Genomic DNA, 23,233 nt, shown 5'->3' on the forward strand with positions numbered 1-23,233 from the left:
AGCGTGGTCATCGAGGGGGGCATTTGTCGAAGGATGCGAAATTTCAGGGAGGTGGTGACAGCGTGGTGGGTGATTTGGCGGATGGGAGGAAGGCATGGACATTTTTGCTAGTCGTGCACTTTTCTACAGGCGAAAAAAGACCTTGAGTTCAAAGTCTTTTTAAGATCCGAGAGGGACTAGAAAGGTCTATACAAAACGGGGTTATAGCCGAATTATTTGTTTAGGGATACACGTAGGGATACAGATTTCAATCGCCTGGTGAAAGGGACAAAGCCTGAAAAAACTCTCTACGTTGGTATTCCACTGAAAAAATCTAAATCCTCGGTCTTTTGGTCGGTTGGTGTCGGCAGGTAGTGTGGCTCAGGTTTTATGACCGATGTCTCTACGATGTACCGGATCAATGCTTGGAGCGTTTGGGCTGCTCCTGGGGCATCTGCCAAGCCGCTGGTCATCGCGGCAACGATCATAAGAGAACCAATGATGTTTTGCCACTTTGGAGTCTTCGACTGTGCTTCGGCTTTGATTTCTGTTAGGTATTCACCGATTAAGGCCCTTGTTTCATAATCCAGTGAACGTGATTTTTCTACCTGTTTCGATGCGTTGTCTATCATTTCTACAACAACGCTTTCTTTTACTCGTGAAGGCTTAAACACATCGTCATCAATTGTCGCTCTGTGACGAACTATTTCTTCGGCTATTTTAAGTGTCGAAATCAATTTGTCACAGTTAATGATAGTTCGCTCTATTGAAATGCTTTCCTCTCCGAATAAACGAATAGTTTCGGAAGGGAAGAAGATGCGAACGTTCATGAATGACTTTACGAACCCTTTGAGAAATGATGTTGGTGTAGGGGTTCGAGACATCTGCAGTTTTAAATTGATCAGAGAGATTTGCTCAACTAATAGGGCTTCTTTTTCTAAGTGCTCTAGTGTGAGGTAGGTTTCTTTGTCGATATGCGCAATATTTCTTTTGATAGAAGTGAATGTTTCTGGAAATTCGTCCATCGCTGCTGTGGTGTTTTCAAATGTTTCAAGGTTTCTAGTAATATGTAGTCCAGTTAAAGCAATGTCAGTCTCCATTGAGGCGATGTCAATTAAAAACTTTCTAATAAGCTTCGTGCTACTACCTAGGCTGTAGATATCTAACCAGTCCATGTGTTTTTACCTTAGTACCATTGAATTGTTGTTCGAAAAAAACATGCTCAAGGCATGGCACAAGCTCGTGAACGTGAAACGAAAAGTAGAAGCTGCCCGCGTAATTTACCGGTATCCATGGTTGGATGCTCGCGAAATCAGCGGGGCCCCTGGAGAACTCTTAGACTTACGGGGTCGGAAACCCGCGGGACCGCGTTAGCGGCAGCCGTGCCAGCTTACTGAAATTTCAATGTTGAAATTGAAAGGATCTCGAAGAAAAGAGGGCATCGTTACCGTATTGTTAATGGTGCACGCAGAGGGCCCAAACGGTAGGGCAAATGCACAGGTGAACTGGAGTTCACCGGGTTCACCTGTTCACTAAGCTGCATGTAATCGGGGTCAGGCCACGTTCCTTCCTCCAAACCCTCGCAACCCTCAAGCAGTCCACCGGAAATCTCTAGCCACAGATACGAACTTTCATCTCCCGTCGCTCCCGCGCTACCTTCTCCCCGTCGCTACCAACCCGGCGACCGGACTTGAGAATCCGAGAAACAATAGGCGCATAGGCGCCACCATCCATTAGACTGTTGGCGCTTTTTTGTGCCCGCATGTCTGTGTCATGGCGGCTATGCGTGGGAGACCTTCGGGTCTGCCGGGTTCCTATTGTCCCGGTTTCTCAGCCCGCGCATAGCTGCCACCCATTCGCATGAGAAACGAACGTGGCAGCCCTCTACATTAGGAGCTTAAGCAATGAACGTTTCTGACAGGTCGTACCCGCGCAGTACCGTAATCGACACCGCCGCTCAGCTCGGAGGTGGCCAATGATCAACCCACCCCCAAACAAAACCCTCGGCATCATCACCTTCTCCACCTGCGGCAAACACCCCAACCTCCACCGCCTATTCCGCGTCAATTCCGGCGTGCCCATCCGCGATGCCCTGGAGCACGCCTCGGAACTGCTCCACTGTTCAAAAATGCTCGCCTTGGATGCCGCCATGGACACAGGCGCCGATCGCTTCGCCTGGGCGGCGCATTATTTGGGGGAGATGGCGAAGGCGGTGGTGGATGATTTGGCGAATGGGATGTTGCCGAATGGAGTGGTGGAGGAGGGAGATACGGGTGGTGTGTAGGCGGGGAATTTGAGGTGTTGGGGCGGGTGTCTTCGCAGGCAAGCCAGCTCCTACAAAGGGATCGTGTTTCAGGTGGATAGTGGGCTGTGAATAGTCATTCCGGTGGCCGCGCACTTTTCTACAGGCGAAAAAAAAGACCTTGAATTTCAAGGTCTTTTTTTAAGATGGTGCCCCGAGGGAGACTCGAACTCCCACTCCTTTCGAAAACGGATTTTGAATCCGCCGCGTCTACCAATTCCGCCATCAGGGCTCAATGGCGGCGAAGTATAGAGATGAGATTACCGTTGGTCAATCACGTTTCATGGTCTATTTTCACTATTTCCGCTAGACTTCCCGGCCCTGCTAGACGAACCCCATCATGCGCGTTGCTGACTTTACTTTTGAACTCCCGGATTCGCTGATTGCTCGCCACCCTTTGGCCGAGCGTCGCGCCAGTCGACTGCTGACCCTGGACGGGGTCAGTGGTGCCCTCGCACACCGTCAATTCACTGATTTGCTTGAGCATTTGCGCCCAGGCGATCTGATGGTGTTCAACAATACCCGGGTGATTCCGGCGCGGCTGTTTGGCCAGAAAGCTTCCGGCGGCAAGCTGGAAATTCTGGTGGAGCGGGTGCTGGACAGCCATCGCGTGCTGGCCCATGTGCGCTCCAGCAAGTCGCCGAAACCGGGCTCGGCCATCTTGATTGATGGCGGTGGCGAAGCCGAGATGGTGGCGCGTCATGATGCGCTGTTCGAACTCAAGTTCGCCGAGGAAGTGTTGCCGTTGCTGGAGCGTGTCGGCCACATGCCGCTGCCTCCTTATATAGACCGCCCCGACGAAGACGCGGACCGCGAGCGCTATCAGACGGTTTACTCCCAGCGCCCGGGCGCGGTCGCCGCGCCCACGGCCGGGCTGCATTTCGACCAGCCGCTGCTGGAGGCGATTGCCGCCAAGGGCGTCGAGACCGCCTATGTGACCCTGCACGTGGGGGCCGGCACGTTTCAGCCGGTGCGTGTGGATAACATCGAAGACCATCATATGCACAGCGAGTGGCTGGAAGTCAGCCAGGATGTGGTGGATGCGGTCAACGCCTGCAAGGCCCGTGGCGGTCGCGTCGTGGCGGTGGGCACCACCAGTGTGCGGTCGCTGGAGAGCGCGGCGCGTGATGGCGTGCTCAAGCCGTTCAGCGGTGACACCGATATCTTTATCTACCCAGGCCGGCCGTTCCATGTGGTCGATTGCCTGGTCACCAACTTTCATTTGCCGGAATCCACGCTGTTGATGCTGGTGTCGGCATTTGCCGGTTACCCGGAAACCATGGCCGCTTATCAAGCCGCCATCGCCAACGAGTACCGTTTTTTCAGCTACGGTGATGCGATGTTCATCACCCGCAACCCGGCGCCGACTGCTCCTGGAGAAGCCGGCCCTGAGGAACAGCCATGAGTCGTATGTCGTTTGAATTGCTCGCCACCGACGGTAAGGCCCGTCGCGGGCGCCTGACCTTCCCGCGTGGCACGGTGGAGACCCCGGCCTTCATGCCGGTCGGCACCTACGGCACCGTCAAGGGCATGCTGCCGCGCGATATCGTCGCCACCGGCGCCGAGATTATCCTGGGCAACACCTTCCACCTGTGGCTGCGCCCGGGCACGGAAGTGATCAAGAAGCATGGCGACCTGCACGATTTCATGAAGTGGCAAGGCCCGATCCTCACCGACTCCGGTGGTTTCCAGGTGTTCAGCCTGGGCGCCATGCGCAAGATCAAGGAGGAGGGCGTGACCTTCGCCTCGCCGGTGGATGGCTCCAAGGTGTTCATGGGCCCGGAAGAGTCGATGCAGGTGCAGCGCGACCTGGGCTCCGACATCGTGATGATTTTCGACGAATGCACGCCGTACCCGGCCGACGAAGACGTGGCGCGGGTGTCCATGGAGCTGTCGTTGCGTTGGGCCCAGCGTTCGAAGAATGCCCATGGCGACAACACTGCGGCGCTGTTCGGTATCGTGCAGGGCGGCATGCATGAAAGCCTGCGCAAACGCTCGCTGGAAGGCCTGGACAAGATCGGCTTTGACGGCCTGGCCATCGGCGGTCTGTCGGTGGGCGAGCCCAAGCACGAGATGATCAAGGTGCTGGATTACCTGCCGGGCCTGATGCCGGCTGACAAACCTCGTTACCTTATGGGCGTTGGCAAACCGGAGGATCTCGTAGAGGGTGTGCGCCGCGGGGTGGACATGTTCGATTGCGTGATGCCAACCCGTAATGCCCGCAATGGGCATCTGTTCATCGACACCGGCGTGCTGAAGATCCGTAACGCGTTCCATCGCCATGATGATTCGCCGCTGGATCCCACCTGTGATTGCTACACCTGCCAGAACTTCTCCCGTGCTTATCTGCACCATCTGGACAAGTGCGGAGAAATGCTGGGTAGCATGTTGAATACCATCCACAATTTGCGTCATTACCAAGTCCTGATGGCTGGTTTGCGCGAGGCTATTCAACAGGGTACATTGGCCGCCTTCGTCGATGCCTTCTATGCCAAGCGCGGGCTGCCTGTGCCGCCCTTGGACTGAGTTTTCCGACCCTAAGATTCACTATTTGCAACTGGAGTGCTAAATGAGCTTTTTTATCTCTAACGCCATGGCTGACGCCGCTGCGCCTGCCGCTGCCGGCCCTATGGGCGGTGGTTTCGAGTGGATTTTCCTGGTCGGCTTCCTGGTCATCTTCTACCTGATGATCTGGCGTCCACAGGCCAAGCGTGCCAAAGAGCAGAAAAACCTGCTGGGCAGCCTGCAGAAAGGTGACGAAGTGGTGACCACTGGCGGTATCGCCGGCAAGATCACCAAGGTTTCCGATGCTTTCGTGGTACTGGAAGTCTCCGACACTGTAGAAATGAAGTTCCAGAAGGGCGCTATCGCCGCCACGCTGCCAAAAGGCACGCTCAAAGCGATCTAAGTAACAACCTTTACCAATCGACGGGGCGCGCAAGGCGCCCCGCGTTATAAGCGGGCGGCGTGATGCTGAACAAATACCCTCTGTGGAAATACGTACTGATCCTGGCGGTGCTGGCGATCGGTTTTATTTATTCCGCTCCCAATCTCTATCCTGATGACCCGGCGATCCAGATCACCGGTGCCAGCACTTCGCTGCAAGTCAATCAGGCTGACCTGGAACGCGCGAGCAAAGCGCTCACCGACGCTGGTATCCAGGTCAAGGCGGCAACACTGTCGGCGGATGCGAAGGGCGGCTTGCTGCGCCTGACCAAGGCCGAAGACCAATTGCCGGCCAAAGACGTGGTGCGCAAGGCCATGGGTGACGACTACGTTGTCGCGCTCAACCTGGCACAGACCACGCCTACCTGGCTGCGCAAGATCGGCGCGCACCCGATGAAGCTGGGCCTGGACTTGTCCGGTGGTGTGCACTTCCTGCTGGAAGTCGACATGGACAAAGCCCTCGACGCTCGCCTGAAAGTCTACGAAGGCGACGTGAAGAGCCTGCTGCGCAAAGAGAAGTTGCGTTATCGCAGCCTGCCGCAGCTCAACGGTGCCATCCAGCTGGGCTTCTCTGACGAAGCTTCCCGCGAACAGGCCCGTGCGCTGATCCGCAAGAACTTCAACGATTTCGACATCGTACCGGCCGACCTGAACGGTCAACCTGTACTGCGTCTGGCGATGACCCCGGCCAAGCTGGCGGAAATCCGCGAATACTCCATCAAGCAGAACTTGACCACGGTACGTAACCGCGTCAACGAGCTGGGTGTGGCCGAGCCGATCGTTCAGCGCCAGGGTGCCAACCGCATCGTGGTTGAGCTGCCGGGCGTACAGGACACCGCTGAAGCCAAGCGTATCCTGGGTAAAACTGCCAACCTGGAATTCCGTCTGGCCGCTGAGCCGGGAGCTTCCCGCGCTACTGCCGAGGAATTCGAATTCCGTGAAGGCAACCGTCCTCCAGCCCTGATCGAGCGCAGCCTGATCATCACCGGTGACCAGGTGACCGACGCCAAGGCCGGTTTCGGCGAGCACGGTACCCCTGAAGTGAACATCCGCCTGGATGGCCATGGCGGCGAACTGATGAGCCGCGCCACGCGCAGCAACGTCGGTCGCAGCATGGCGGTGATCTTCATCGAGCAGCGCCCGGTGACCACCTACACCAAGCAAGTGGTCAACGGTGTCGAGAAAGACGTACCGGTGCAGAGCTTCAAGGAAGAGAAGAAGATCATCAGCCTGGCGACCATCCAGTCGCCACTGGGTGCTCAATTCCGCATCACCGGCCTGAACGGCCAGGGCGAGTCGTCCGAACTGGCACTGCTGCTGCGTGCCGGTGGCCTGGCTGCACCGATGTACTTCGCTGAAGAGCGCACCATCGGCCCGAGCCTGGGTGCCGACAACATCACCAAGGGTATCGACGCAGCCTTGTGGGGCATGCTGTTCGTGTCGCTGTTCATCATCGCCATCTACCGCTTCTTCGGCATCATCGCCACCGTGGCCCTGGCGGGCAACATGGTGATGCTGCTGGCGCTGATGTCGTTGCTGGGCGCTACGCTGACCCTGCCGGGTATCGCCGGTATCGTGCTCACCATGGGTATGGCGGTAGACGCCAACGTGCTGATCTTCTCGCGGATTCGTGAAGAGATCGCGGCGGGCATGAGCGTACAGCGTGCAATCAACGAAGGCTTCGGCCGGGCATTTACCGCGATTCTCGACTCCAACCTGACCACCTTGCTGGTCGGCGGGATTCTCTTTGCCATGGGCACCGGCCCGGTCAAGGGTTTTGCGGTCACCATGTCCCTCGGTATCTTTACCTCGATGTTCACGGCCATCATGGTGACCCGCGCAATGGTCAACCTGATCTTTGGCGGACGTGACTTCAAGAAGTTGTGGATTTAAGGGGCTGCCATGTTACGTACAATCAACTTCATGGGCGTTCGCAACGTTGCGTTCGGCTTCACCATGCTCCTTACCGTTCTGGCGTTGTTCAGCTGGTTCCATAAGGGCCTGAACTACGGTCTGGACTTCACCGGCGGTACGCTCATCGAGCTGACCTACGAGAAGCCGGCCGATGTCACCCTGGTGCGCAACGAACTGGTCAAGGCCGGCTATCACGAGGCCATCGTGCAGAGCTTCGGTGCTACGACCGACCTGCTGGTGCGTATGCCGGGCGAAGACCCGCAACTGGGTCACCAGGTTGCCGATGCCTTGCAGAAGGTTGGTGGCGACAACCCGGCTTCGGTCAAGCGCGTCGAGTTCGTAGGCCCGCAGGTGGGTGAAGAGCTGCGCGACCAGGGCGGCCTCGGCATGCTGATGGCGCTGGTCGGCATCATGATCTACCTGGCCTTCCGCTTTCAGTGGAAGTTCGGTGTCGGCGCCATTGTGTCGCTGATCCACGACGTGATCGTGACCGTGGGTATCCTGGCGTACTTCCAGGTGACCTTCGACCTGACCGTACTGGCCGCCGTACTGGCGATCATCGGCTACTCGCTCAACGACACCATCGTGGTATTCGACCGGGTTCGTGAGAACTTCCGCGTACTGCGCAAGGCGTCGTTGATCGAGAACATCAACGTCTCCACCACCCAGACGCTGCTGCGGACCATGGCGACATCGATCTCCACCTTGCTGGCGATCGCTGCGCTGATGATCTTCGGTGGCGACAACCTGTGGGGCTTCTCCCTGGCGCTGTTCATCGGCGTCCTGGCGGGTACCTACTCGTCGATCTACATCGCCAACGTGGTGTTGATCTGGCTGAACCTCAACAGCGAAGACTTGATCCCTCCGGCCGCTACCGGCAAGGAGGTCGACGACCGCCCTTGATGGGTACTCGTTGATCTGCTGTTACAAAGAAGGCGTGAGTATTGAACTCGCGCCTTTTTTTTTGCTCCAAGGCTGGGTATAGCGCGGACGTTTCGGTCCGCTTGTGATGGTCAGGAGGTTCAACGTGAACAAGTCGTTGCTGGTTGGTGCGGTACTGGGTGCTGTCGGTGTGACTGCCGGGGGCGCTGTTGCCACCTACAGCCTGGTTAAAAGCGGCCCTGAGTATGCGCAAGTGTTGGCGGTGCAGCCGGTCAAAACCCAGATCAAAACGCCTCGCGAAGTGTGCAAGGACGTTGCAGTTACTCGGCAGCGGCCGGTACAGGATCAGCACCAGATCGTCGGTACCGTGGTCGGTGCTTTGGCCGGTGGCCTGTTGGGCAACCAGGTCGGTGGCGGTAATGGTAAGAAGCTGGCCACCGTGGCCGGTGCGGTCGGTGGCGGTTATGCCGGTAACAAGGTTCAGGAAGGCATGCAGAACCGTGATACCTACACGACTACGCAGACTCGCTGTAACACCGTCAACGACATCAGCGACAAGGTTGTCGGGTATGACGTGCGTTACAACCTGGATGGCAAGGAAGGCACCGTGCGTATGGATCGCGATCCAGGTGGCCAGATTCCGGTCGACAAAGAAGGTCGCCTGATCCTGGGTCAGAACCAGCAGTAATTCCAAGCCTGGTTTAGTTCCAGTGTGGGAGGGGGGCTTGCTCCCGATAGCGGTGCATCAGTCACAAATGTGGCGACTGACACCCTGCTATCGGGAGCAAGCCCCCTCCCACATTTGCTATTTGGTTGTTGCTGGTCGTCAGGTGTGGGTCAAACGCAGTGCATAAAAAAAGCACCCCGAGGGGTGCTTTTTTTGTGCTCGCTGGCTTAGCGCTTCAGCGAAGCCGGCAGGTGCGGCTGGATCGCCGTCAGTACTGCCTTGAAGCATTTGGTGTTGCCGGCAACGACGTGGCCTTTTTCCAGGAAGTCGTGACCGCCGGTGAAGTCGCTCACCAGGCCGCCGGCCTCTTGGATCAGCAGGGCGCCTGCGGCCATGTCCCACTCGGACAGGCCCGATTCCCAGAATGCATCAAAACGACCGGCTGCGACGTAAGCCAGGTCCAGGCTGGCGGCGCCGGCGCGGCGGATGCCGGCGGTCTGGCCAACCAGGGCGCGGAACATGCCCAGGTAGTTTTCCAGGTTGTCCATCTGGTCATCGCGGAACGGGAAGCCGGTGCCCAGCAGAGCGCCTTCCAGGCTGGTGCGGCCGCTGACGCGCAGGCGACGACCGTTCAGTTGGGCGCCACGGCCACGGCTGGCGGTGAATTCTTCCTGGCGCACTGGGTCCAGCACAACGGCGTGTTCCAGGCGGCCACGGTATTTGCAGGCAATGCTCACGGCAAAGTGCGGGATGCCGCGCAGGAAGTTGGTGGTGCCGTCCAGTGGGTCGATGATCCACAGGTAGTCTTCACCTTCGCCGCTACCTTTGTGCAGGCCGGTTTCTTCGCCGAGGATGCCGTGGGTAGGGTAGGCCTTGCGCAGCGCGTCGATGATTTTCTGTTCGGCGGCGCGATCCACCTCGGATACATAATCCTTGGCGTCTTTTTCGTCGACCTTGATGGTATCCAGGCGCTCGATGGAGCGGAAGATCAATTCACTGGCGCTGCGGGCGGCGCGCAGCGCGATATTCAGCATGGGCTGCATGGATGTGTCACCTAAGGTTGTTAAAGAAAGCCGCGCATTCTAGCAGAAACTTTCTTCAGGTGAAGGACGACGTTCGCTTTCGTGGCATAACCTTAGGCTGTTCTGTAAGATTTGCTCCCCTTTCCCGTGTCCGAGAGCGCCTCCCTTGCTGCAAAACATTCGTGTCGTCTTGGTCAATACCAGTCATCCCGGCAACATCGGCGGGGTGGCGCGAGCCATGAAAAACATGGGGCTGACGCGCCTGGTGCTGGTCGAACCGCGTGTGTTCCCGCACCACGAGGCCGATGCTCGCGCTTCGGGCGCCAATGACATTCTTGAGAAGGCCCAGGTTGTTGCCACCTTGGAAGACGCCTTGGTCGGCTGCAACCTGGTGCTCGGCACCAGTGCGCGTGACCGTCGTATCCCATGGCCACTGCTGGACCCGCGTGAATGCGGTACCAAAGTGGTGGAGGAGGCGGCTGGTGGCGCTGAAATCGCCTTGGTGTTCGGCCGTGAAGACTCCGGCCTGACCAATGAAGAGCTGCAGCGATGTCATTACCACGTGCACATTCCATCAGACCCCGGGTTCAGTTCGCTGAACCTTGGGGCGGCCGTGCAGGTGTTGACCTATGAAGTGCGCATGGCCTGGCTGGCGGCTGCCGGCCAGCCGAGCAAAGTGGAAAAGGAAGAGGTTGCCTCGACCAAAAGTGGCGAACTGGCCACCATGGACGAGCTGGAACGATTCTATGAGCACCTGGAGCAAACCCTGGTAGCCATCGAGTTCCTCGATCCTGAAAAACCACGGCACTTGATGGCGCGCCTGCGCCGCTTGTACGGGCGTAGCTCGGTGAGCCGGGCAGAAATGAATATATTGCGTGGCATCCTCACGGAAACCCAGAAAGCGGCCCGTGGTGAGCTTATTAAGCGGAAGGATTAAAAATGTTCGAGCGTTTGCGAGAAGATATCCAGAGTGTTTTCCACCGTGACCCGGCGGCGCGCAATGCCTTTGAAGTGCTGACCTGCTATCCGGGCATGCACGCGATCTGGCTTCACCGCCTGTCCGGCGCCTTGTGGGGCGCGGGATGGAAGTGGCTGGCGCGACTGGTCTCGAACTTCGGGCGCTGGTTGACCGGTATCGAGATTCACCCGGGGGCCAAGGTAGGGCGCCGCTTCTTCATCGACCATGGCATGGGCATCGTGATTGGCGAGACGGCCGAGATTGGTGATGACGTCACTCTCTATCAGGGCGTGACGCTCGGCGGTACCAGTTGGAATAAAGGCAAGCGCCACCCGACGCTGGGTGATGGCGTGGTGGTCGGGGCGGGGGCCAAGGTGCTCGGGCCGTTTACCGTCGGTGCCGGTGCCAAGGTCGGCTCCAACGCGGTGGTGACCAAGGCTGTCCCACCGGGGGCTACCGTTGTCGGCATCCCGGGCCGAATCATCGTCAAGCCGCAGGCTGACGACGAGCAGGAAGCCAAGCGCAAGGCCATGGCCGAGAAAATCGGCTTCGATGCCTACGGCGTCAGCGAAGACATGCCTGACCCGGTGGCGCGTGCCATTGGTCAGTTGCTCGACCACCTGCAGGCGGTCGATGGCAAGTTGGATGGCATGTGTGGTGCGCTGAAGGAGCTGGGTAGCAGCTACTGTGCGAAAGATCTTCCTGAGCTGCGCGAAGAAGACTTCGCCGAGATCAAGAGCGAAGCCGCTACCAAGGCCAGCTGAGGCTCTATGAGCCCCAAAAATCCAGTGTGGGAGGGGGCTTGCTCCCGATGGCAGGGTGTCAGTCGCCACATTTGTGACTGATGCACCGCTATCGGGAGCAAGCCCCCTCCCACATTTTGATCTCCATTGGTCCCTGGGTTTCTACGCGGCCTTGTTCGCGCTGTTCGTCCCCTGCCCATCCTGCTATGATTCGCGCGCCCTTTTTACGGGTAATCCTGACTAAAGTACTAGGTCTTATAGTTGACTTAAATACTCGGGAATCGCATACTTGCTCCCATTCTGAAACACCTTGGTACTTGTCCATGAGACTGACTACAAAAGGCCGATACGCGGTGACCGCCATGCTCGACTTGGCCTTGCACGCGCAAACTGGGCCGGTGTCCCTGGCCGATATCTCCGAGCGCCAAGGCATTTCCCTGTCCTACCTCGAGCAACTGTTCGCCAAATTGCGTCGGAGTAACTTGGTTTCCAGCGTGCGTGGGCCGGGTGGCGGCTACCAACTGTCCCGCGATATGCAGGGCATCCAGGTAGCCCAGGTGATCGATGCGGTCAACGAATCCGTCGACGCAACCAAATGCCAGGGCCTGGGTGATTGCCATGCCGGCGACACCTGCCTGACGCACCACCTGTGGTGCGACTTGAGCCTGCAGATCCATGAGTTTTTGAGTGGTATCAGCTTGGCTGATCTTGTGACTCGCCGTGAGGTGCAAGAAGTAGCCCAGCGTCAGGACCAGCGCCGTTGCAACACCAAGGCGCCGCGTCTGGACAAGATTGAAGCGTCCGCCGTCGAGTGACAGCCGAAGAGCTAACGGTGCGCCAGCCAGCCTGATTTAGGAGAAAGTCCATGAAATTGCCGATTTACCTTGATTACTCAGCGACCACCCCGGTTGATCCGCGTGTCGCGCAAAAGATGAGCGAATGCCTGCTGGTTGACGGAAACTTCGGCAACCCAGCCTCCCGTTCCCACGTTTTCGGTTGGAAAGCCGAGGAAGCGGTCGAGAACGCTCGTCGTCAGGTCGCGGACCTGGTTGGCGCCGACCCTCGTGAAATCGTCTGGACTTCCGGTGCTACCGAGTCCGACAACCTGGCAATCAAGGGCGCCGCGCATTTCTACGCGACCAAAGGCAAGCACCTGATCACCACCAAGATCGAGCACAAGGCTGTCCTGGACACCATGCGCCAACTGGAGCGTGAAGGTTTCGAGGTCACCTACCTTGAGCCAACCACCGACGGTATCGTCACCCCGGCCATGATCGAAGCCGCGCTGCGTGAAGACACCATCCTGGTTTCCGTGATCCACGTGAACAACGAAATCGGCACCATCAACGACATCGCGGCCATCGGCGAGCTGACCCGCTCCAAAGGTATCCTGCTGCACGTCGACGCTGCCCAGTCCACCGGCAAGGTCGATATCGACCTGTCGAAGCTGAAAGTCGACCTGATGTCGTTCTCTGCCCACAAGACCTACGGCCCTAAGGGCATCGGCGCGCTGTACGTGAGCCGCAAGCCTCGCGTGCGCATCGAAGCCACCATGCACGGTGGCGGTCACGAGCGCGGCATGCGCTCCGGTACCCTGGCGACCCACCAGATCGTCGGCATGGGCGAAGCGTTCCGTGTGGCCAAGGAAGACATGGCTGCCGAAAACGTGCGCATCAAGGCGTTGAGCGATCGCTTCTACAAGCAGGTCGAAAACCTTGAAGAGCTGTACATCAACGGCAGCATGACCGCTCGTGTACCGCACAACCTGAATTTGAGCTTCAACTACGTCGAAGGCGAGTCGCTGATCATGGCGCTCAAGGACCTGGCGGTTTCGTCCGGTTCGGCCTGCACCTCGGCCTCCCTTGAGCCGTCCTACGTGCTGCGCGCCCTGGGCCGCAACGACGAACTGGCACATAGCTCGATCCGCTTTACCTTCGGCCGCTTCACCACTGAAGAACAAGTCGACTACGCCGCGCAGAAAGTCTGCGAAGCCGTCAACAAGCTGCGCGTTCTGTCGCCGCTGTGGGACATGTTCAAGGACGGTGTCGATATCTCCAAGATCGAGTGGGCGGCACACTAAATATAGAAGCCGCCACCCAAGCTCTGTAGGAACGTGGCGGAAAACGCAGGCGTTTCTACAGGGTTCCAGAGCGGCCCTGATGAGTGAGGATTCAGTACCATGGCTTACAGCGAAAAGGTCATCGACCACTACGAAAACCCGCGCAACGTCGGCAAGATGAACGCGGAAGACCCTGATGTCGGCACCGGCATGGTCGGCGCTCCGGCGTGCGGCGACGTGATGCGCCTGCAGATCAAGGTCAATGAGCAGGGCATCATCGAAGATGCCAAGTTCAAGACTTATGGCTGCGGTTCGGCCATCGCCTCCAGCTCCCTGGCGACCGAGTGGATGAAAGGCAAGACTCTGGATGAAGCAGAGACCATCAAGAACACTCAGCTGGCCGAAGAACTGGCCCTGCCGCCCGTGAAAATCCACTGCTCGGTACTTGCGGAAGACGCCATCAAGGCGGCCGTTCGCGACTACAAGCAGAAGAAAGGCTTGATCTAAGCATTTGGCGACGAGTAAGGAGTCAACGATGGCTATCAGCATGACAGAAGCGGCTGCACGGCACGTGCGACGCTCCCTGGATGGGCGCGGTAAAGGTGAGGGGATTCGTCTGGGTGTGCGCACCACGGGCTGTTCCGGCCTTGCCTATGTGCTGGAGTTTGTCGACGAGGTGGTTGCGGAAGACCAGGTGTTCGAAAGTCACGGCGAGAAAGTGATCATCGACCCTAAAAGCCTGACTTACCTGGACGGCACCGAACTCGATTTCGTCAAGGAAGGGTTGAACGAAGGCTTCAAGTTCAACAACCCCAACGTGCGCGGTGAGTGTGGCTGCGGCGAAAGCTTCAACATCTGAGGCTATTCGTGGGTACTCCTTGTCATTTCGCTTTATTCGAGCTGCAGCCGAGCTTTCGGCTGGACCTTGAGCAGCTTGCTACGCGCTACCGAGAACTGGCGCGCGGCGTACATCCGGACCGCTTCGCTGACGCTTCCGAGCGTGAGCAACGCCTGGCGCTGGAGCAGTCTGCCAGCCTCAATGAAGCCTATCAGACGCTCAAGAGCCCGCCCAAGCGTGCGCGTTACCTGCTTGCGATGAAGGGGGGCGAGTTGCCTCTGGAAGTGACGGTGCACGATCCGGACTTCCTGATGCAGCAGATGCAGTGGCGCGAAGAGCTTGAAGACTTGCAGGACGAAGCCGATCTGGCCGGTGTCGCGGTCTTCAAGCGTCGTCTGAAAGCGGCCCAGGATGAGCTCAACGAAAGCTTCGCAGCCTGTTGGGATGATGCAGCGCAACGTGAGCAGGCCGAACGCCTGATGCGGCGCATGCAGTTCCTCGACAAGCTCACCTACGAAGTGCGCCAGCTAGAAGAGCGCCTCGACGATTAACCCAGTGCTGCCCGTGTCGCACGCCTGATAGACAGATAAGACCTGATTACCATGGCTCTACTGCAGATCGCCGAACCCGGCCAAAGCCCTCAACCGCACCAGCGTCGCCTGGCGGTCGGGATTGACCTGGGCACCACCAATTCCCTGGTCGCTGCCTTGCGCAGCGGCCTGTCCGAGCCGCTGCCCGACGCTGACGGCCAGGTTATCCTGCCGTCCGCCGTGCGCTACCACGCCGATCGCACCGAAGTCGGTGAGTCGGCCAAGCTGGCGGCGTCTACCGATCCTTTGAATACCGTGCTGTCGGTCAAGCGCTTGATGGGTCGTGGTCTGTCCGACGTCAAGCAATTGGGCGACCAGTTGCCTTACCGCTTTGTCGGCGGCGAGTCGCACATGCCGTTCATCGACACCGTGCAGGGCCCGAAAAGTCCTGTGGAAGTGTCGGCCGATATCCTCAAGGTGCTGCGCCAGCGCGCGGAACACACCTTGGGCGGCGAACTGGTCGGTGCGGTGATCACGGTTCCTGCTTATTTCGATGACGCCCAGCGCCAGGCCACCAAGGATGCGGCCAAGCTCGCCGGCCTGAACGTGCTGCGCCTGCTCAACGAACCGACCGCTGCGGCTGTGGCCTATGGCCTGGACCAGCACGCCGAGGGCCTGGTTGCGATCTATGACCTGGGCGGCGGCACCTTTGATATCTCGATCCTGCGCCTGACCGGCGGCGTCTTCGAAGTGCTGGCTACCGGTGGCGACAGCGCCCTGGGCGGCGATGACTTCGATCACGCTATTGCTGGCTGGATCATCACCAATGCCGGTTTGTCCGCCGATCTGGACCCGGGCGCCCAGCGCAACCTGCTGCAAGCTGCCTGCGCGGCCAAGGAAGCGCTGACGGATGCGGCCTCTGTGCAAGTGTCCTACGGCGACTGGTCGGCCGAGCTGACTCGCGAAGCCTTCGATGCGTTGATCGAGCCGATGGTGGCCCGTAGCTTGAAAGCCTGCCGTCGCGCGGTGCGTGACTCCGGTGTCGAGCTGGAAGACGTCGGTGCGGTGGTGATGGTCGGCGGTTCTACCCGCGTGCCGCGTGTCCGCGAGGCGGTGGCCGAAGCTTTTGGTCGTCAGCCGTTGACTGAAATCGACCCGGACCAGGTCGTCGCTATCGGCGCAGCGATCCAGGCCGACACGTTGGCGGGTAACAAGCGTGACGGCGGCGAACTGCTGTTGCTTGACGTGATTCCGCTGTCCCTGGGGCTGGAAACCATGGGTGGCCTGATGGAGAAGGTGATTCCACGCAACACCACCATCCCGGTCGCCCGCGCTCAAGACTTCACCACTTACAAAGATGGCCAGACGGCCATGATGATTCATGTGCTGCAAGGCGAGCGCGAGCTTATCAGCGACTGCCGCTCCCTGGCGCGCTTTGAATTGCGCGGCATTCCGGCGATGGTGGCGGGTGCGGCGAAGATTCGCGTGACCTTCCAGGTCGACGCCGACGGCTTGCTGAATGTGGCTGCGCGTGAGCTGGGGTCGGGGGTTGAAGCCAGTATCCAGGTCAAGCCGTCCTACGGCCTGACTGACGGCGAAATCGCCAAGATGCTCAAGGATTCGTTCCAATATGCCGGTGATGACAAGGTCGCCCGTGTCTTGCGTGAGCAGCAGGTGGATGCCCAGCGTCTGCTCGAAGCGGTGCAGGGCGCCCTCGATGCGGATGGCGAACGCCTGCTGGATGCCGAAGAGCGCATGGTCATCGACCTGCAGATGCAGGAATTGGCCGAACTGATGAAAGGCACCGATGGGTACGCCATCGAGCAACAGACCAAGCGCCTGTCGCAAGTGACCGATGCTTTTGCCGCCCGCCGCATGGATCAGACGGTGAAAGCCGCACTGGCCGGGCGCAACCTGAATGAAATCGAGGAATAATTAATGCCGCAGGTCATTTTTCTGCCACACGCCGAGCATTGCCCGGACGGTATGGTCGTGGAGGCTGAGACCGGCAAGTCCATCCTCGAAGTTGCCCATGACAACCACATCGAGATCGAGAGTGCCTGTGGCGGTGTCTGCGCCTGCACCACCTGCCACTGCATCATCCGCGAGGGTTTCAACTCCCTTGAAGAAGCCGATGAGCTGGAAGAAGACTTTCTTGATCGTGCGTGGGGCCTTGAGGCGCAGTCGCGCCTAAGCTGTCAGGCAAAGGTCGGGACTGAAGACATCACTGTCGAAATTCCGAAGTATTCGCTCAACCATGCGGCCGAAGCGCCGCATTGATTCAAGGAAATGTCATGAGCCTGAAATGGGTTGATGTACAAGAAATCGCCATTCTGCTGGCTGATGGTTATCCGGATCTGGACCCTTATTCGCTGAACTTTGTCGCTTTGCGTGACATGGTCATGGCTTTGCCGGGGTTTGAGGATGAGCGGGACCGTGGCGGCGAAAAGGTCCTGGAAGCTATCCAGACCGCCTGGAAAGACGAACAGGACTGACGCCTTCCTCACGCAGTTAGGCAATACCCAATAACCCGCGTATAATTCGCGGGTTTAATTTTTCGTAAATTACCGTTTCTGGAGTTACACCATGGCTGTTCAACGTACTTTCTCCATCATCAAGCCTGACGCTGTTGCAAAAAACGTCATCGGCGAGATCACCACTCGTTTCGAAAAAGCCGGCCTGAAGGTTGTAGCTTCGAAACTCAAGCAACTGTCCAAGGCTGAAGCTGAAGGCTTCTACGCTGAGCACAGCGCTCGTGGTTTCTTCGGCGACCTGGTTGCCTTCATGATCTCCGGTCCTGTTGTTGTTCAGGTTCTGGAAGGTGAAAACGCTATCGCTCTGAACCGTGAGCTGATGGGCGCTACCAACCCTAAAGAAGCCGCTGCCGGCACCATCCGTGCTGACTTCGCCGAGTCCATCGACGCCAACGCTGTTCACGGTTCGGACTCCGAAGCCGCTGCTGCTCGCGAAATCGCTTACTTTTTCGCTGCTACTGAAGTAACCGCTCGCTAAGCATCGGCTTAAAGAGTGAGGGTGAATCCATGACTACATCGACTGTTAAAACCAACCTGCTGGGGCTGACTCAACAGGAAATGGAAAAATTCTTCGACTCAATCGGGGAGAAGCGTTTCCGTGCCGGTCAGGTAATGAAGTGGATTCACCACTTTGGCGTCGACGATTTCGATGCCATGACGAACGTCAGCAAGGCCCTGCGCGACAAGCTCAAGGCCATTGCCGAAGTCCGTGGTCCTGAAGTGGTCAGCGAGGACATCTCCAGCGACGGCACCCGCAAGTGGGTGGTGCGCGTGGCGTCCGGCAGCTGCGTCGAGACCGTATACATTCCCCAGGGCAAGCGCGGCACCTTGTGCGTTTCGTCCCAGGCAGGCTGTGCCCTGGACTGCAGTTTCTGCTCCACCGGCAAGCAAGGCTTCAATAGCAACCTCACCGCCGCCGAAGTCATCGGCCAGGTGTGGATTGCCAACAAATCCTTTGGCAGCGTCCCGGCGACCGTCGACCGTGCCATCACCAACGTGGTGATGATGGGCATGGGTGAGCCGCTGCTGAACTTCGACAACGTTGTTTCGGCCATGCACCTGATGATGGACGACCTGGGCTACGGCATCTCCAAGCGCCGTGTGACCCTGTCGACCTCCGGCGTGGTACCGATGATCGATGAGCTGTCCAAGCACATCGACGTCTCCCTGGCGTTGTCGCTGCACGCACCCAATGACGCATTGCGTAACCAATTGGTGCCGATCAACAAGAAGTATCCGCTTAAGATGCTGCTCGAATCTTGCCAGCGCTACATGTCGTCCCTGGGCGAAAAGCGCGTGCTGACCATCGAGTACACCTTGCTCAAAGACATCAACGACAAGGTTGAACACGCGGTCGAGATGATCGAGTTGCTCAAGAACATCCCGTGCAAGATCAACCTGATTCCGTTTAACCCGTTTCCTCATTCTGGCTACGAACGGCCGAGCAACAACGCCATCCGTCGTTTCCAGGATCAACTGCACCAGGCCGGTTACAACGTCACCGTACGCACCACGCGTGGCGAGGACATCGACGCCGCCTGTGGCCAATTGGTAGGGCAGGTGATGGACCGCACCCGCCGCAGCGAGCGTTACATCGCGGTGCGTGAATTGAACGCCGCCGATGATTTGCCGCAAATTGCTGTGAATCGAATCTGAGAGAGGATCTCTATGCCCTTGCGCCTTGCGCTGCTCTTGCTTGTTGCCGGCCTTGCGGCCGGTTGTGTTTCATCGGGCCATGAGCGCCCGTTGCAGACCGGTAAAGGCCGTGATGAGGCGCGAGTTGCCTATGTGCAATTGGGCTTGGGTTACCTGCGCCAAGGCATGAGCGAGCAGGCCAAGGTGCCCTTGAAAAAGGCCCTTGAACTGGACGGTGGCGATGCCGACGCGAATGCCGCCCTGGCCCTGGTGTTCCAGGCCCAGGCCGAGCCTGAATTGGCCGAGCAGTATTTTCTCAAGGCCCTGGCCTCCCGACCTGCTGACCCACGGTTGCTGAACAATTACGGCAGCTTCCTGTTCGAGCAGAAACGCTATGACCAGGCCGCAAGTTATTTCCAGCAGGCATCCGCCGATACCCTTTACCCGGAGCGGTCGCGGGTATTCGAGAACCTTGGTGTCACTTCGGTGCGTCTCGGCCAGCGCGACAATGCCCGCCAGCAACTGGAAAAAGCCCTGCATTTGAATAGTCGCCAGCCACGGGCCTTGCTCGAAATGGCTGAGTTGTCTTACGAAGACAGGCATTATGTGCCGGCACGTGACTATTACGAGCGCTTTAGCCTGCTCAGCGGGCAAAATGCACGTAGTCTATTGCTCGGTGTGCGCCTGGCGACGGTTCATGACGAACCTGATACAGCCGCACGTTTTGGCCAGCAACTCGAACGACTCTATCCCGGTACGCCGGAATATCAGCAATACCTGTCGGAGTAATGATGAAAGCGGCGCCCCCGGAAGTTGTAGCAGCTAATCGCGTAAACCCAGGCGAGACCTTGCGTCAGGCCCGCGAGAGCAATGGCTGGTCGCTGGCAGAAGTGGCCCTCAAGCTCAATTTGACCAGCACGTCCCTGGCCAATCTGGAGGCCGGCGCGTTCGACAAGTTGCCGGGGCATACCTTCGCCCGCGGCTATATCCGTGCCTACGCCAAGTTGCTGGGCATCGACCAGGCCGTGCTGGTCCAGGAATTCGACCAGTTCACCGGTACCGACTCCCAGGGCAGCAATGTCCATGGCCTGGGGCGTATCGAAGAGCCCGTGCGTGTATCCCACACTATTTTGCGTATTGTCAGCCTGTTGCTGCTGGTCGCCGTGATCGGCGGTGGTTTCGTCTGGTGGCAGGACCAGACCTCCCAGCGCAACAAGGATTTGACCAGTAACGCCCTGGAGCACGTCGAAGTCGAAAGTGCCGACGGCACCACCCAGATTCATCCGTTGGATGAGCCGGAAGACCAGGCTGTTACCGAAGCCCAGGCTGCGCCACAAGCGCCGGCCGTCGCCGATCAGCCGGCCCAGCAAGAGCAAACCCCGCCTGCTGCGACGGCGGCCGTACCGACGCCAGCCGTACCTGCTGCGCCTGCCGCTCCAGCTGCCCAGGCTCATGTGCCGGTCGCACCGGTGCCGGCGCAAGCCGCGGCCGTGCCGGCTACCCCGTCTGCTCCGGCGGTTTCCGCGCCGACCACGCCTGCGTTGATCGCCGGTGATGGCCACATTCAGATCACGTTCATCGCTGACTGCTGGACACAAGTCACCGATGGCAATGGCAAAGTGCTGTTTAGCGGTCTGAAGCGTAAGGGAGATACGCTCGACCAAGGCGGCAAGCCTCCTTTGACGCTGCGTCTGGGCTATGCCCGTGGCGCGCAAGTGGCCTACAACGGCCAGCCTGTGGACGTGGCGCCGTTCACCAGTGGCGAGACTGCTCGCCTCAAGTTGGGACAATAGTCATGCACGGCGAATCTCCAATCAAACGTCGCGTATCGCGCAAGATCTGGGTCGGCTCGGTGCCGGTGGGTGGTGATGCCCCCATCGCGGTACAAAGCATGACCAACAGCGACACCAACGATGTGGCTGCCACCGTTGCCCAGATCAACCGTCTGGAAGCCGCCGGCGTCGACATCGTGCGGGTTTCCGTGCCGGATATGGACGCTGCCGAAGCGTTCGGCCGCATCAAGCAGTTGGTCAAGGTGCCCTTGGTCGCCGACATTCACTTCGACTACAGGATCGCCTTGCGCGTCGCCGAGCTGGGCGTGGACTGCCTGCGCATCAACCCGGGCAACATCGGTCGCGAAGACCGGGTGCGTGCGGTGGTGGATGCGGCCCGTGACCGTGGCATTCCGATCCGTATCGGCGTCAACGCCGGCTCCCTGGAAAAAGACCTGCAAAAGAAATACGGCGAGCCTACCCCGGCGGCGCTGGTTGAATCGGCGTTGCGCCACGTTGAACACCTGGAACGCCTGAATTTCCAGGACTTCAAGGTCAGCGTAAAGGCCTCCGACGTATTCATGGCGGTCGAAGCCTACCGCTTGCTGGCCAAGGAAATCGTGCAGCCGCTGCACCTGGGTATCACTGAAGCGGGCGGTTTGCGTTCAGGCACAGTGAAATCTGCGGTGGGTCTCGGTATGCTGCTCGCCGAAGGGATTGGCGATACTATCCGCATCTCCCTGGCGGCAGACCCGGTAGAGGAAGTGAAAGTCGGTTACGACATTCTCAAATCCCTGCATTTGCGTTCCCGTGGCATCAACTTCATTGCCTGCCCGAGCTGCTCGCGGCAGAACTTCGACGTGGTGAAAACCATGAACGATCTTGAAGGGCGCCTCGAAGACCTGCTGGTGCCGCTGGATGTTGCGGTGATCGGTTGTGTGGTCAACGGCCCCGGTGAAGCCAAAGAGGCGCACATCGGTTTGACCGGTGGCACACCGAACCTGATCTACATCGACGGCAAGCCGGCGCAGAAGTTGACGAATGACAATCTGGTGGATGAGCTTGAAAGGCTGATCCGCGAGAAAGCGGCCGAGAAGGTCGCGGCTGACGCAGCGCTGATCGCGCGCGGCTAAGAACGAATTTAAGGATTAGATGTGAGCAAGTCTCTGCAAGCCATCCGTGGCATGAACGACATCCTGCCGGAGCAGACGCCACTGTGGCGTTACTTCGAGAGCACGGTCGCGCGTCTGTTGGATAACTACGGTTACAAGCAGATCCGCATGCCGATCGTCGAGTTCACCGAGCTGTTCAAGCGCTCCATCGGTGAAGTAACCGACATCGTTGAAAAAGAGATGTACACCTTTGAAGACCGCAATGGCGACTCCCTGACCCTGCGTCCGGAAGGTACCGCCGCGTGCGTGCGCGCCGTGCTCGAACATGGCATTACCGGTGGTGGCCAGACCCAGAAGCTCTGGTACATCGGCCCGATGTTCCGCCACGAGCGTCCACAGAAAGGGCGTTATCGCCAGTTCCATCAGATCGGGTGCGAAGTCTTCAACCTGGACGGCCCGGACATCGACGCCGAGCTGATCGTGCTGACCTGGCGCCTGTGGGGCCAGTTGGGCATCCGCGATGCGGTCAAGCTCGAACTCAACAGCCTGGGCACCAGCGAATCCCGCGGCCGCTATCGCGAAGCCCTGGTCGAGTACCTGTCCGCTCACCTGGACAAGTTGGATGAAGACAGCCAGCGTCGTCTGAAAACCAACCCGTTGCGCGTACTGGATACCAAGAACGCCGACACCCAGGCCGTACTGGTCGACGCGCCGAAAATGGCCGACTACCTGGACGACGAGTCCCGTACGCACTTCGAGGGCCTCAAGGCTCGCCTGGATGCCGCCGGTATTCCGTACGTGATCAACCCGAAACTGGTTCGCGGCCTCGATTACTACAGCAAGACCGTGTTCGAGTGGGTCACCGACAAGCTTGGCGCCCAAGGTACCGTGTGTGCCGGTGGTCGCTACGACGGCCTGGTTGAACAGATGGGCGGCAAGCCGACTACCGGCGTGGGTTTCGCCATGGGTATCGAGCGGCTGATCCTGCTGCTGGAAACCCTGGAGCAGATCCCTGAAGAGATTTCCCGTCAGGTGGACGTGTACCTGTGCGCCTTTGGCGAGGCCGCCGAACTGGCGGCCCTGGCCCTGAGCGAAAAAGTACGCGACCAACTGCCGAACCTGCGCCTGCAGATCAATGCCGGTGCCGGCAGCTTCAAGAGCCAGTTCAAGAAGGCTGACAAGAGCGGTGCACTGTATGCGCTGATCCTCGGCGATGACGAGCTGGCCCAGCAAGTGATAGGTTTCAAACCCCTGCGTGGCCAGGGCGAACAACAAAACATTGCCTTTGATGCGCTTGCCGCGCACTTGGCCACCTGCGTCGTGCAGGGTTGAGCTGTCGA

25 protein-coding genes and 1 tRNA gene are annotated in these 23,233 nt (G+C 58.8%); 23 read left to right on the top strand and 3 right to left on the bottom strand.

Annotated elements, in window-relative coordinates:
* Window positions 1–287 precede the first annotated feature (287 nt).
* A complete protein-coding gene (locus ACQRBV_RS12760; RefSeq protein WP_411984819.1) occupies window positions 288–1,154 on the bottom strand; it encodes a hypothetical protein in 867 nt (288 codons plus the stop codon).
* Window positions 1,155–1,954: 800 nt separating this feature from the next.
* Here ACQRBV_RS12760 and ACQRBV_RS12765 point away from each other — a divergent pair.
* Window positions 1,955–2,263: a DUF3077 domain-containing protein gene (locus ACQRBV_RS12765; RefSeq protein ID WP_411984818.1), complete on the top strand. Its 309-nt coding sequence runs from the start codon at window positions 1,955–1,957 to the stop codon at window positions 2,261–2,263.
* Window positions 2,264–2,428: 165 nt separating this feature from the next.
* Here the strand turns inward: ACQRBV_RS12765 and ACQRBV_RS12770 are convergent.
* Window positions 2,429–2,513: transfer RNA gene (locus ACQRBV_RS12770), tRNA-Leu, on the bottom strand.
* 108 nt (window positions 2,514–2,621) lie between these two features.
* Between ACQRBV_RS12770 and queA the strand changes: the two genes are divergently transcribed.
* The 6 genes from queA to ACQRBV_RS12800 all read left to right on the top strand — a co-directional run bounded on the left by queA (window position 2,622) and on the right by ACQRBV_RS12800 (window position 8,711).
* On the top strand, window positions 2,622–3,686 hold the full coding sequence (gene queA / locus ACQRBV_RS12775; protein ID WP_244385126.1) for a tRNA preQ1(34) S-adenosylmethionine ribosyltransferase-isomerase QueA: 1,065 nt from the start codon (window positions 2,622–2,624) through the stop codon (window positions 3,684–3,686).
* 5 nt (window positions 3,687–3,691) lie between these two features.
* Window positions 3,692–4,807 (top strand): tRNA guanosine(34) transglycosylase Tgt, encoded by a 1,116-nt coding sequence (gene tgt, locus ACQRBV_RS12780; RefSeq protein ID WP_010565220.1) that lies wholly within the window; start codon window positions 3,692–3,694, stop codon window positions 4,805–4,807.
* 43 nt (window positions 4,808–4,850) lie between these two features.
* Window positions 4,851–5,189, top strand: coding sequence for a preprotein translocase subunit YajC (gene yajC / locus ACQRBV_RS12785; protein WP_003175975.1), 339 nt, complete (start codon window positions 4,851–4,853; stop codon window positions 5,187–5,189).
* Window positions 5,190–5,251: 62 nt separating this feature from the next.
* Window positions 5,252–7,120, top strand: a complete 1,869-nt coding sequence (secD, locus tag ACQRBV_RS12790) for a protein translocase subunit SecD (RefSeq protein ID WP_090368703.1) — start codon at window positions 5,252–5,254, stop codon at window positions 7,118–7,120.
* A 9-nt stretch (window positions 7,121–7,129) separates the two neighbouring features.
* Window positions 7,130–8,044 carry a protein translocase subunit SecF gene (gene secF, locus ACQRBV_RS12795; RefSeq protein ID WP_090368705.1) on the top strand — a complete coding sequence of 305 codons (915 nt, stop codon included), beginning with the start codon at window positions 7,130–7,132 and terminating at the stop codon, window positions 8,042–8,044.
* A gap of 124 nt (window positions 8,045–8,168) precedes the next feature.
* On the top strand, window positions 8,169–8,711 hold the full coding sequence (locus tag ACQRBV_RS12800) for a glycine zipper 2TM domain-containing protein (RefSeq protein WP_090368706.1): 543 nt from the start codon (window positions 8,169–8,171) through the stop codon (window positions 8,709–8,711).
* A gap of 206 nt (window positions 8,712–8,917) precedes the next feature.
* Here the strand turns inward: ACQRBV_RS12800 and suhB are convergent, their stop codons facing one another.
* Window positions 8,918–9,733 carry an inositol-phosphate phosphatase gene (suhB, locus tag ACQRBV_RS12805; protein WP_005791195.1) on the bottom strand — a complete coding sequence of 272 codons (816 nt, stop codon included), beginning with the start codon at window positions 9,731–9,733 and terminating at the stop codon, window positions 8,918–8,920.
* Window positions 9,734–9,878: 145 nt separating this feature from the next.
* On the opposite strand from suhB, the gene trmJ reads away from it, so the two are divergent.
* From trmJ to hisS, 16 genes are all read left to right on the top strand, one after another.
* Window positions 9,879–10,649, top strand: coding sequence for a tRNA (cytosine(32)/uridine(32)-2'-O)-methyltransferase TrmJ (gene trmJ / locus ACQRBV_RS12810; protein ID WP_060754325.1), 771 nt, complete (start codon window positions 9,879–9,881; stop codon window positions 10,647–10,649).
* Between the two features lie 2 nt (window positions 10,650–10,651).
* The gene (gene cysE, locus ACQRBV_RS12815; protein WP_060754324.1) at window positions 10,652–11,434 is read left to right on the top strand and encodes a serine O-acetyltransferase; all 783 of its coding nucleotides are present in this window, start codon (window positions 10,652–10,654) and stop codon (window positions 11,432–11,434) included.
* Between the two features lie 302 nt (window positions 11,435–11,736).
* Window positions 11,737–12,228 (top strand): Fe-S cluster assembly transcriptional regulator IscR, encoded by a 492-nt coding sequence (gene iscR, locus ACQRBV_RS12820; RefSeq protein WP_003194020.1) that lies wholly within the window; start codon window positions 11,737–11,739, stop codon window positions 12,226–12,228.
* Window positions 12,229–12,278: 50 nt separating this feature from the next.
* Complete coding sequence (locus ACQRBV_RS12825) at window positions 12,279–13,493, top strand: IscS subfamily cysteine desulfurase (protein ID WP_078738990.1); 1,215 nt, start codon at window positions 12,279–12,281, stop codon at window positions 13,491–13,493.
* Window positions 13,494–13,592: 99 nt separating this feature from the next.
* Window positions 13,593–13,979 carry a Fe-S cluster assembly scaffold IscU gene (gene iscU / locus ACQRBV_RS12830; protein WP_007929523.1) on the top strand — a complete coding sequence of 129 codons (387 nt, stop codon included), beginning with the start codon at window positions 13,593–13,595 and terminating at the stop codon, window positions 13,977–13,979.
* 28 nt (window positions 13,980–14,007) lie between these two features.
* Window positions 14,008–14,331 carry an iron-sulfur cluster assembly protein IscA gene (gene iscA, locus ACQRBV_RS12835; protein WP_010565230.1) on the top strand — a complete coding sequence of 108 codons (324 nt, stop codon included), beginning with the start codon at window positions 14,008–14,010 and terminating at the stop codon, window positions 14,329–14,331.
* An 8-nt stretch (window positions 14,332–14,339) separates the two neighbouring features.
* Window positions 14,340–14,861 carry a co-chaperone HscB gene (gene hscB / locus ACQRBV_RS12840; protein ID WP_060754322.1) on the top strand — a complete coding sequence of 174 codons (522 nt, stop codon included), beginning with the start codon at window positions 14,340–14,342 and terminating at the stop codon, window positions 14,859–14,861.
* Window positions 14,862–14,912: 51 nt separating this feature from the next.
* The gene (gene hscA / locus ACQRBV_RS12845) at window positions 14,913–16,775 is read left to right on the top strand and encodes a Fe-S protein assembly chaperone HscA (protein ID WP_060754321.1); all 1,863 of its coding nucleotides are present in this window, start codon (window positions 14,913–14,915) and stop codon (window positions 16,773–16,775) included.
* 3 nt (window positions 16,776–16,778) lie between these two features.
* On the top strand, window positions 16,779–17,120 hold the full coding sequence (gene fdx, locus ACQRBV_RS12850) for an ISC system 2Fe-2S type ferredoxin (protein WP_032890689.1): 342 nt from the start codon (window positions 16,779–16,781) through the stop codon (window positions 17,118–17,120).
* 14 nt (window positions 17,121–17,134) lie between these two features.
* The gene (gene iscX, locus ACQRBV_RS12855; protein WP_411984817.1) at window positions 17,135–17,335 is read left to right on the top strand and encodes a Fe-S cluster assembly protein IscX; all 201 of its coding nucleotides are present in this window, start codon (window positions 17,135–17,137) and stop codon (window positions 17,333–17,335) included.
* Window positions 17,336–17,426: 91 nt separating this feature from the next.
* On the top strand, window positions 17,427–17,852 hold the full coding sequence (gene ndk / locus ACQRBV_RS12860) for a nucleoside-diphosphate kinase (protein ID WP_060754319.1): 426 nt from the start codon (window positions 17,427–17,429) through the stop codon (window positions 17,850–17,852).
* Window positions 17,853–17,881: 29 nt separating this feature from the next.
* Window positions 17,882–19,030 (top strand): 23S rRNA (adenine(2503)-C(2))-methyltransferase RlmN, encoded by a 1,149-nt coding sequence (gene rlmN / locus ACQRBV_RS12865; protein ID WP_060754318.1) that lies wholly within the window; start codon window positions 17,882–17,884, stop codon window positions 19,028–19,030.
* A gap of 12 nt (window positions 19,031–19,042) precedes the next feature.
* On the top strand, window positions 19,043–19,798 hold the full coding sequence (gene pilW, locus ACQRBV_RS12870; protein ID WP_060754317.1) for a type IV pilus biogenesis/stability protein PilW: 756 nt from the start codon (window positions 19,043–19,045) through the stop codon (window positions 19,796–19,798).
* A 2-nt stretch (window positions 19,799–19,800) separates the two neighbouring features.
* Window positions 19,801–20,802 (top strand): RodZ domain-containing protein, encoded by a 1,002-nt coding sequence (locus ACQRBV_RS12875; RefSeq protein WP_060754316.1) that lies wholly within the window; start codon window positions 19,801–19,803, stop codon window positions 20,800–20,802.
* Window positions 20,803–20,804: 2 nt separating this feature from the next.
* Window positions 20,805–21,914 (top strand): flavodoxin-dependent (E)-4-hydroxy-3-methylbut-2-enyl-diphosphate synthase, encoded by a 1,110-nt coding sequence (gene ispG / locus ACQRBV_RS12880; protein WP_060754315.1) that lies wholly within the window; start codon window positions 20,805–20,807, stop codon window positions 21,912–21,914.
* A gap of 21 nt (window positions 21,915–21,935) precedes the next feature.
* Window positions 21,936–23,225, top strand: a complete 1,290-nt coding sequence (gene hisS / locus ACQRBV_RS12885; RefSeq protein WP_060754314.1) for a histidine--tRNA ligase — start codon at window positions 21,936–21,938, stop codon at window positions 23,223–23,225.
* Window positions 23,226–23,233 lie beyond the last annotated feature (8 nt).

Origin of the sequence: Pseudomonas sp. R11F (assembly GCF_050312575.1) — a bacterium.
Classification (GTDB): Bacteria; Pseudomonadota; Gammaproteobacteria; order Pseudomonadales; family Pseudomonadaceae; genus Aquipseudomonas; species Aquipseudomonas palleroniana.

Excerpts from the sequence above, each read along its gene's own strand:
- ACQRBV_RS12760 (WP_411984819.1), bottom strand. The coding sequence starts at position 1,154 with ATGGACTGGTTAGATATCTACAGCCTAGGTAGTAGCACGAAGCTTATT.
- ACQRBV_RS12765 (WP_411984818.1), top strand. The coding sequence starts at position 1,955 with ATGATCAACCCACCCCCAAACAAAACCCTCGGCATCATCACCTTCTCC.
- queA (WP_244385126.1), top strand. The coding sequence starts at position 2,622 with ATGCGCGTTGCTGACTTTACTTTTGAACTCCCGGATTCGCTGATTGCT.
- tgt (WP_010565220.1), top strand. The coding sequence starts at position 3,692 with ATGTCGTTTGAATTGCTCGCCACCGACGGTAAGGCCCGTCGCGGGCGC.
- yajC (WP_003175975.1), top strand. The coding sequence starts at position 4,851 with ATGAGCTTTTTTATCTCTAACGCCATGGCTGACGCCGCTGCGCCTGCC.
- secD (WP_090368703.1), top strand. The coding sequence starts at position 5,252 with ATGCTGAACAAATACCCTCTGTGGAAATACGTACTGATCCTGGCGGTG.
- secF (WP_090368705.1), top strand. The coding sequence starts at position 7,130 with ATGTTACGTACAATCAACTTCATGGGCGTTCGCAACGTTGCGTTCGGC.
- suhB (WP_005791195.1), bottom strand. The coding sequence starts at position 9,733 with ATGCAGCCCATGCTGAATATCGCGCTGCGCGCCGCCCGCAGCGCCAGT.
- cysE (WP_060754324.1), top strand. The coding sequence starts at position 10,652 with ATGTTCGAGCGTTTGCGAGAAGATATCCAGAGTGTTTTCCACCGTGAC.
- iscR (WP_003194020.1), top strand. The coding sequence starts at position 11,737 with ATGAGACTGACTACAAAAGGCCGATACGCGGTGACCGCCATGCTCGAC.
- ACQRBV_RS12825 (WP_078738990.1), top strand. The coding sequence starts at position 12,279 with ATGAAATTGCCGATTTACCTTGATTACTCAGCGACCACCCCGGTTGAT.
- iscU (WP_007929523.1), top strand. The coding sequence starts at position 13,593 with ATGGCTTACAGCGAAAAGGTCATCGACCACTACGAAAACCCGCGCAAC.
- iscA (WP_010565230.1), top strand. The coding sequence starts at position 14,008 with ATGGCTATCAGCATGACAGAAGCGGCTGCACGGCACGTGCGACGCTCC.
- hscA (WP_060754321.1), top strand. The coding sequence starts at position 14,913 with ATGGCTCTACTGCAGATCGCCGAACCCGGCCAAAGCCCTCAACCGCAC.
- fdx (WP_032890689.1), top strand. The coding sequence starts at position 16,779 with ATGCCGCAGGTCATTTTTCTGCCACACGCCGAGCATTGCCCGGACGGT.
- iscX (WP_411984817.1), top strand. The coding sequence starts at position 17,135 with ATGAGCCTGAAATGGGTTGATGTACAAGAAATCGCCATTCTGCTGGCT.
- ndk (WP_060754319.1), top strand. The coding sequence starts at position 17,427 with ATGGCTGTTCAACGTACTTTCTCCATCATCAAGCCTGACGCTGTTGCA.
- rlmN (WP_060754318.1), top strand. The coding sequence starts at position 17,882 with ATGACTACATCGACTGTTAAAACCAACCTGCTGGGGCTGACTCAACAG.
- pilW (WP_060754317.1), top strand. The coding sequence starts at position 19,043 with ATGCCCTTGCGCCTTGCGCTGCTCTTGCTTGTTGCCGGCCTTGCGGCC.
- ACQRBV_RS12875 (WP_060754316.1), top strand. The coding sequence starts at position 19,801 with ATGAAAGCGGCGCCCCCGGAAGTTGTAGCAGCTAATCGCGTAAACCCA.
- ispG (WP_060754315.1), top strand. The coding sequence starts at position 20,805 with ATGCACGGCGAATCTCCAATCAAACGTCGCGTATCGCGCAAGATCTGG.